This window comes from Microbacterium sp. NPDC064584, from assembly GCF_040687315.1.
GTDB lineage: Bacteria > Actinomycetota > Actinomycetes > Actinomycetales > Microbacteriaceae > Microbacterium > Microbacterium lacus.
On sequence record NZ_JBFBMZ010000011.1, the window covers coordinates 114,882 to 122,775 of the forward strand.

Sequence of the window (7,894 nt, forward strand, 5' to 3'; positions counted from 1 at the left end):
GCCGCCGACCAGACTTCCCGGCACACCGCTGCCCAGTCTACCGAGGTCGCCCGGCCCTCTTCTCGCCGATGTCACACGTGACGAGCAGGAAACACAACCGCACTACCGTTGTCCGCATGCGTGAGTTCACCCAGACCGAAGCGATCGACCTCGTGGGCCGGTTCGAGGCCGGGCAGGAGATCCCGGAGCGGATGCGCGCCGACGTGCGTCTGCTCGGCTCTCTCTTGGGCCGTGTCCTGCGCGAGAGCGGCACCCCCGGTCTCTACGAGGACGTCGAGCGGCTGCGGCTCGCGACGATCCACGCGTACACCGACGAGACGCCCGAGGCCTTCGAGAACGCGGCGTCGATCGCGGACTCCTTCACGATCGAGCGCGCCGACGAGGTCGCCCGGGCCTTCACGGCCTACTTCCACCTGGTGAACCTCGCCGAGGAGCACCAGCGCGTGCGCGTCCTCCGCGAGCGCGACGGACGCCCCGATCGGGAGAACGCCACGGATTCCGTCGCCGCCGCGTTCGTCACGCTCGCGGCCGAGGTCGGCGACGAGACCGCGCTGCAACGTCTGCAGGCGCTGCGCTTCCACCCCGTCTTCACCGCGCATCCCACGGAGGCGCGCCGGCGGGCGATCTCCACCAGCATCCGCCGCCTCGCGGCGTTCCTCGAGGAGCACGACGCGTCGCTGCGCAACGGTGCAGATCAGCGCCGGGCCGAGCGCCGCATGCTGGAGGAGATCGACACGCTCTGGCGCACCGCGCCGCTGCGCCCGGAGAAGCCGTCGCCGACGGACGAGGTCCGCGCGGTGATGGCGGTGTTCGACGAGACGCTGTACACCGCCATCCCCCACGTCTACCGGCGCGTCGACGACGCACTCCAGGGCCCTGCTGCGGGCGGACGCGCGCCCGTCGTGCGCCCGTTCGTGCGCGTGGGCTCGTGGGTCGGCGGGGACCGCGACGGCAATCCGTTCGTCACGGCGTCCGTCACCCGAAAGGCCGCGGCGATCGCGAGCGAGCACGTCCTGCTGGGCTTGGAGCGCACGGCGAACCGCATCGGGCGCGGACTCACACTCGACGCCGCCAGCACGCCGCCGAGCGACGCGCTGCTCGCGCTCTGGCAGCGCCTGAAGGGCGCCGACGAGGACGCCGCGACCGAGATCGCCAAGCGGTCGCCGAACGAGCCGCACCGCCGCATCCTGCTGCTGATCGCCCGCAAGATCGCCGCGACCCGCTCGCGTGACGCCGATCTGGCCTACGTCGACCCGGAGGAGCTCCTGGGCGACCTCCGCGTCGTGCAGGATTCCCTCGTGCAGGCGCGCGCCCCGCGTCAGGCCTACGGGCACCTGCAGCAGCTCATCTGGCAGGTCGAGACGTTCGGATTCCACCTCACCGAGCTGGAGGTGCGCCAGCACTCGGCGGTGCACCGCAAGGTCCTCGCCGAGCTCGAAGCCGGCGGTCCGCGCTCCGAGCAGGCCGAAGAGGTCCTCGACGTCTTCCGCGCGGTGTCGTTCCTGCAGAAGCGCTACGGGCCGCGCGCCGCCGGACGCTACATCGTCTCGTTCACGCAGTCGGCGGAAGACCTGGCCAACGTGCACCGCCTGGCCCGCTATGCCACCTCGGATGCCGACCGTCCGGTGCTCGATGTCATCCCGCTGTTCGAGACGTTCGCCGACCTGCAGGCCGCGCCCCGGATCCTGGCCGAGATCATCGACCACCCGGAGTTCGCGGCCCGGCTGGATGCGACCGGACGGCGCCTGGAGGTCATGCTCGGCTACTCGGACTCCTCGAAGGACGTCGGTCCGGTCGCGGCGAACCTCGCACTCTACGTCGCGCAGGCCGCCATCGCGGCGTGGGCGCAGGAGAACCGCATCGAACTCACGCTCTTCCACGGCCGCGGCGGAGCGCTCGGCCGCGGCGGCGGTCCCGCGAACTCCGCGGTCCTCGCGCAGCCGCCGCACTCGGTCGACGGGCGCTTCAAGCTCACCGAGCAGGGCGAGGTGATCTTCGCGCGCTACGGCGACCCGGCGATCGCGATGCGCCACATCGACCAGGTGGCCGCGGCCGTCCTGATGGCCTCCGCTCCGTCGATCGAGGAGCGCAACCGCAGCGCCGCCGCACGGTTCGCCGACGTCGCCGCGACGATGGACACGGCATCCCGCGCCCGCTTCTTCGACCTCGTCAAGGCTCCCGGCTTCGCGCCCTGGTTCGCACAGGTGACACCGATGGAGGAGGTCGGCCTGCTCGCCCTGGGATCGCGCCCGGCACGCCGCGGACTGTCGGTCGAGTCGCTGGAGGACCTGCGCGCGATCCCGTGGGTGTTCGCGTGGACCCAGGCCCGCATCAACCTCGCCGGCTGGTTCGGTCTCGGGTCGGCGCTGGAGGCCGTGGGCGACGAGGCCCTGCTGCGACAGGCCTATCGTGAATGGCCGCTGTTCCAGACGATGGTCGACAACGTCGCGATGAGCCTCGCCAAGGCGGATCACCGCATCGCCCGTCGCTACCTGGCTCTCGGTGATCGCGACGATCTCGCCGAACTCGTGATGTCGGAGATGGAGCTGACGCGGGCCTGGGTCGTGCGGGTGACCGCCGCGACAGATGTCCTGGAGAACAAGCCCGTCCTGCGGCGCGCGGTGAAGATGCGCAGCCCCTACGTCGACGCGCTGTCGTTGCTGCAGTTGCGGGCGCTGCGCCAGCTGCGGGCGGATGCCGCCGCCGGCGCCCCCGCCGACCCGGATCAGCAGCGGCTGCTGCTGCTATCCGTCAGCGGCGTCGCCGCGGGCCTGCAGAACACCGGCTGACCGGCTGCGCTCAGTCCAGCCGCACGTCGCGGTCGTGGCGGGCGAGGCTGCGACCGTACCGCTCGGTCAGCTGGACCATCAGGTCGGGCGTCTCACGGTCCAGCCCGAAGACGTAGCCGGGGAAGTCGAGCTCCTTCTGCGCCGCCCAGATCTCCTCGTGGCGGTCGGCGGACAGAAGCTGCAGCGGATCGCCGACCGCGACCCACCCGATCGGCACGACGGTCTCTGCGGGCAGCACGGTGCGCAGATGAACGACGGCGTTGATGCGCACTTCGCAACGGTCGCCGATCCGCGCGCCGTTGAACACGCGCGTGCCCGTCGCGAGGAACACCTCGTCGCCGATCGTCGCGCCCGACACGCTCGCCATCGGACCGACCAGCGTGTGTTCGCCGATGTGGACGGCGTTCGTCGCGCTGGCGCGGATGAGCGCGTTCTCCATCACGATCACATTCGTCGCGAGCGTGATCGGCCCGCCCTCGGCCGTGATGACGGCGCCGTGCAGGATCTGACAATCCGCGCCGATCGTCACGTCGCCGCTGATGACGGCGGTGGGCGCGATGACGGCATCCGGATGAATACGGGGTCGTGCCCCGATGTGCTCGAACTGCACCGCGCCTCCTCGCACCGCTGGATCTGCGAGTCAGCGTAGCGCGGGCGCCGCGGCGCGTCAGGAGGCGGCTTCAGTGCTCTTCTGCGGCCAGAGCTGGTCCAGCAGCTGCCCGACCCACGCGATGAGCTCGGCGTCGCCGACACGCTCCCCGCCCGCGGTCGGCAGCGGCACGACGAGGGCATCGCCGCCGGACAGGAGTTTCGCTTTCGGGTACAGGCGCTGGACGCGCACCTTCATCGAGTCCGGCAGGTTCGCCGGGGCGATGCGCAGGTTCGGACCCATCGCGACGACGTCCGCGAGCCCCGCTTGCGCCGCGCGACGCCTCAAGCGCGCCGCGGCGAGAAGTCCCTCCGCCTCTGCCGGCAACTCGCCGTACCGGTCGCGGAGCTCTTCGACGACGAGGTCGATCGCGTCGTCCTTCGCGGTCGCGGATGCCGCGGCCGACAGCTTCTGGTACGCCTCCAGACGCAGACGCTCGCTGTCGATGTACGACTCGGGGATGCGGGCCTGGACGGGCAGTTCGAGCCGAAGCTCGGTCGGCCCCTCGGTCTCCTCCCCGCGGAACGTGGCGACGGCCTCCCCGATCATCCGCAGGTACAGGTCGAAGCCGACGCCGGCGATGTGCCCGGCTTGTTCGGCGCCGAGGAGGTTTCCGGCGCCGCGCAGCTCGAGGTCCTTCAGGGCGACCTGCATCCCGCTGCCGAGGTCGTTGTTCACCGCGATCGTCTCGAGGCGGTCGGCGGCCGTTTCGGACAGCGGCTTGTTCTCGTCGTAGAGGAAGTACGCGTAGGCGCGCTCGCGGGCGCGCCCGACGCGGCCGCGCAGCTGATGCAGCTGCGACAGGCCGTACTTGTCGGCGCGGTCGATGATGATCGTGTTCGCGTTCGCGATGTCCAGGCCCGTCTCCACGATCGTGGTGGAGACCAGCACATCGGCGCGACGCTCCCAGAAGTCGTCGACGACCTGCTCGAGCGCGTGCTCACCCATCTGCCCGTGCGCCACGGCGATACGGGCCTCGGGGACGAGCTCCGCGAGATGCGCCGCGACCCGCTGGATCGAGGACACGCGGTTGTGGACGTAGAAGATCTGCCCCTCGCGCAGCAGCTCTCGGCGGATCGCCGCCGCGATCTGCTTGTCGTTGCGGGCGCCGACGTACGTGAGGATCGGATGCCGGTCCTCGGGCGGGGTCTGCAGCGTCGACATCTCGCGGATCCCGGTCACCGCCATCTCGAGCGTGCGCGGAATCGGCGTCGCACTCATGGCGAGGATGTCGACGTTCGTCTTGAGCTTCTTCAGCTTGTCCTTGTGCTCGACGCCGAAGCGCTGCTCCTCGTCGATGATCAGCAGCCCGAGATCTTTGAAGATCACGTTCTCCGTCAGGATCCGGTGCGTGCCGATCACCATGTCCACGGTGCCGTCCGTCAGACCCGCGAGGACATCGCGGACCTGCTTGTCGGTCTGGAAGCGCGAGAGCGCCCGCACCTGCACCGGGAACCCGGCGAAGCGCTCGGTGAACGTTTCGAGGTGCTGTTTGACCAGCAGCGTCGTCGGCACGAGCATCGCGACCTGCTTGCCGTCCTGGATCGCCTTGAACGCCGCGCGCACCGCCACTTCGGTCTTGCCGAACCCGACGTCGCCGGAGAGAAGGCGGTCCATCGGGATGGGCTTCTCCATGTCGGCCTTGATCTCGTCGATCGTCTGCAGCTGATCGGCGGTCTCGGCGAACGGGAAGGCTTCTTCGAGCTCGCGCTGCCACGGCGTGTCCGGTCCGAAGGCGTGACCCTTCGCCGCCATCCGCGCCGAGTACAGCTTGACGAGCTCGACGGCGATGTCGCGGACGGCCTTGCGCGCCCGCCCCTTGGCCTGCGCCCAGTCGCTGCCGCCCATCTTCGACAGCGTCGGCTCTTCGCCGCCGACGTACTTCGACAGCAGGTCGAGCTGATCGGTCGGCACGAAGAGCTTGTCGCCCGGGTAGCCGCGCTTGGACGGCGCGTATTCGAGCACGAGGTACTCGCGCATGCTCTTGACGGGGTTGCGCCCGCCGCTGGAGACCTCACGCTGGGTGAGCTCGGCGAAGCGGCCGATGCCGTGGGTCGCGTGCACGACGAAGTCCCCCGCCTTCAGCTGCAGCGGGTCCACGACGTTCCGGCGGCGTGAGGCGAGCTTCTTCACCAGCCGCTGGTCGCCGCCGATCGTGCGCCCGTAGAACTCGGTCTCGGTGAGCACCGCGAGCTTGGCGTCGGCAGACTCGAAGCCGCGCTCCAGCTCGCATGCCACGACGTGGGCGACGCCGGGTTCGGGCGGGGTGAGCACCTCGTCGACGCGCCGTGCGGCGATCCCCCGCTCGGCCATGACGTCGCGCGCGCGTTCCACCAGGCCCGTCCCGGATGCCGCCACCACGACGCGCCAGCCCTGGGCCAGCAGTTCGCCGATGTGGGCCGTCGCACCGTCGACATTGCCCTGGAAGGACGGGACGGCGGTGCCCGGGACGCGCACCGTCGAACCCGCGGCGGCGTCGAGGAGCCCTTCGGCGGACGCGTCGGCCTCGCCGGAGTCGAACGCGCTCAGCGTCCACCAGGCGATCCCGCGTGCGGACGCGGCCTCGCGCAGTGCCGGGAGGCTGACGAAGTCGCCGGAGCCGATGTCGACGGGGCTCGCCGCGCCCGCGGTCGCGGCGTTCCATGCCGCCTCCAGGAACTCGCGGTTGGTCTCCAGCAGGGTGACCGCACGGGTGACGGCGCGCTCGGGGTCCACGAGCGCGATCGCCGAGGCTTCGGGAAGGTAGTCGACGACCGTGACGATCTCGTCCACGAGGGCCGGGATGAGGGACTCCATGCCCTCGGCGGGGATGCCCTCCGCCATCTTCTCGAGCATGCCGCGGATGCCGGGGAAATCGTCCTTCAGGGCGAGGGCGCGGGCCCGGACAGCGGGGGTGAGCAGCAGTTCCCGGCTGGCCGGGAGGTCGACGGAGGCCACCTCACCGGGCAGCGAACGCTGATCGGCGACCGAGAACGCCCGGATCTGGTCGACTTCGTCGCCGAAGAACTCGATGCGGAACGGGTGGTCGGCGATCGGCGGGAAGACGTCGAGGATTCCGCCGCGCATCGCGAACTCGCCGCGTCGCGAGACCATGTCGACCCGGTGGTACGCCAATTCGACCAGCCGCGCGGAGACCTCGGCGAGGTCGTGCCCGCGCCCGCCGACAGCCAGCTGCACCGCGGCGGCGTCCGCGAGACCGGCGGCAAGGGGTTGCAGCGCGCCGCGCACGGACGCCGTGACCACGAGCGGAGTCCGTCCGTCCCAGCGGGCGATGCGACCGAGGACGTCGAGGCGCCTGCCGACCGTCTCGGGGCTGGGACTCAAGCGCTCGTGCGGCAGCGTCTCCCACGCGGGGAAGTGCAGGACCTCGGCGCCGGGCAGCAACGCCCGCAGGGCCGGCCCCAGCGCTTCGGCGCGGCGTCCGGTCGGCGCGACGACGAAGACGGCGCCGGCGCGCCCTGTGGAGCGGCGGTGCTCCAGCAGGGAGGCCAGAAGCGGGGCGTCGAACCCCTCGACGAGCGAGAAGTCGGCATCGACGGATGCTGCTGCCGCGGCATCCCGGAAGGACGGAGCCTCCTCGAGGGCGCGCACGATCCCGGGAACTGTCACCGGAAGAGTCTACGGGCGCCCACCGACACCCGGACGGCGCGGGCGCACCGGCGGGCCCGACTCCTAGGATGAGTGCCGTGAGCGAGAATCCGGCACCCGAGCAGCTGACTCCCCCTGCGGCGGGCCCCGTCCCCCCGGTGCCGCCGGCCCCGGGCTTCGCGCCACCGCAGGGCTTCGCGCCACCGCAGGGCTTCGCGCCCCCGCAGGGCTACGCGCCACCGCAGGGCTACGCGCCACCGCAGGGCTACGCGCCACCGCAGGGCTACGCACCGCCGCAGGGATACGCGCCGCCGGGCGGACAGGTCGCGCCGGCGCAGGGCTACGGTCCCTACGTTCCCCCTGCCGCGCCGAAAGCGGTTGCGGGCGCATCGACCCTCGGCGTCGTCGCGTTCGTGCTCGCGCTGATCGCGGCGGTCGGTGCGAGCATGATCGGCGGGATCGCCGGCTACGGGATCGGCGCGGGGACCGGCCGTGACATCGCGCTCCAGCCGACGGATCTCACGTTCGACTGGTCGATTCTCACGCCGGTGCGCGAATGGGTGCTCACGGGAGAGCTCGCCTTCTGGGGCGGAACGATCCTCGGAACGTGGGCACTCGTGCAGGGAATTATCGCGATCGTGCGCAATCGCGGACGCGGCTGGGGGATCGCCGCGGTGATCATCGCCGTGCTCGGGCCGATCGTGTTCGCCACCGTCGTGCAGATCTTCCTCACCGCGGGCTTCGCCGCGGGTGCCACCGCGGGCGGCTGACCGCTAGGTGTACTCGGCAGTCACGTTGGTAACACTCGGCTGAGGGGTGTGCCGTTGATGGCGGTGTGGTGGCGATGAGCGTTGTAATGCTCGATGAA

4 protein-coding genes are annotated in these 7,894 nt (G+C 71.0%); 2 read left to right on the top strand and 2 right to left on the bottom strand.

The window, feature by feature from the left end:
* Positions 1-116 precede the first annotated feature (116 nt).
* Complete coding sequence (locus tag AB0P18_RS15185) at positions 117-2,789, top strand: phosphoenolpyruvate carboxylase (RefSeq protein ID WP_363360716.1); 2,673 nt, start codon at positions 117-119, stop codon at positions 2,787-2,789.
* A 10-nt stretch (positions 2,790-2,799) separates the two neighbouring features.
* Here AB0P18_RS15185 and AB0P18_RS15190 read toward each other — a convergent pair whose 3' ends face one another.
* On the bottom strand, positions 2,800-3,399 hold the full coding sequence (locus AB0P18_RS15190) for a gamma carbonic anhydrase family protein (RefSeq protein WP_344054560.1): 600 nt from the start codon (positions 3,397-3,399) through the stop codon (positions 2,800-2,802).
* Between the two features lie 57 nt (positions 3,400-3,456).
* Positions 3,457-7,047 carry a transcription-repair coupling factor gene (gene mfd, locus AB0P18_RS15195; RefSeq protein WP_363360717.1) on the bottom strand — a complete coding sequence of 1,197 codons (3,591 nt, stop codon included), beginning with the start codon at positions 7,045-7,047 and terminating at the stop codon, positions 3,457-3,459.
* A gap of 77 nt (positions 7,048-7,124) precedes the next feature.
* On the opposite strand from mfd, the gene AB0P18_RS15200 reads away from it, so the two are divergent.
* Positions 7,125-7,796 (top strand): hypothetical protein, encoded by a 672-nt coding sequence (locus AB0P18_RS15200; protein WP_363360718.1) that lies wholly within the window; start codon positions 7,125-7,127, stop codon positions 7,794-7,796.
* Positions 7,797-7,894: the final 98 nt, after the last annotated feature.